Origin of the sequence: Acidisphaera rubrifaciens HS-AP3 (assembly GCF_000964365.1) — a bacterium.
Lineage (GTDB): Bacteria > Pseudomonadota > Alphaproteobacteria > Acetobacterales > Acetobacteraceae > Acidisphaera > Acidisphaera rubrifaciens.
Genome location: NZ_BANB01001050.1, coordinates 1 through 231, shown reverse-complemented (window position 1 = coordinate 231; position 231 = coordinate 1). Strand labels below are relative to the sequence as shown.

At 77.1% G+C, this 231-nt stretch carries 1 protein-coding gene; it reads right to left on the bottom strand.

Annotated features, from left to right (window positions below; all coding sequences use genetic code 11):
* Positions 1–231: hypothetical protein (locus B8460_RS22580; protein WP_048863384.1), on the bottom strand; the 231-nt coding region annotated here is incomplete at both ends.

Below are 231 nucleotides of genomic sequence, written 5' to 3'. Positions count from 1 at the left end.
ATGGCCCGCGCGGGCAGCAGGCCCGGGCCCGGCGCGGCGGCGGGGCCGGCCATCGCGGCGCGGAACGCGCGCAACGACAGGGCCAACCGCCACAGCCGGGTGTCCGGGACATAGCCGCGCGCGCCGCCCGGCAGGGCGATGGAATTGGCCCGCCATTCGGCGTCGAGCTGTGCCGGGGTCATGCCGACCAGCCGCTTGACGTGCCAGCTTTTCTCCGCCGCCTCCCGCAGC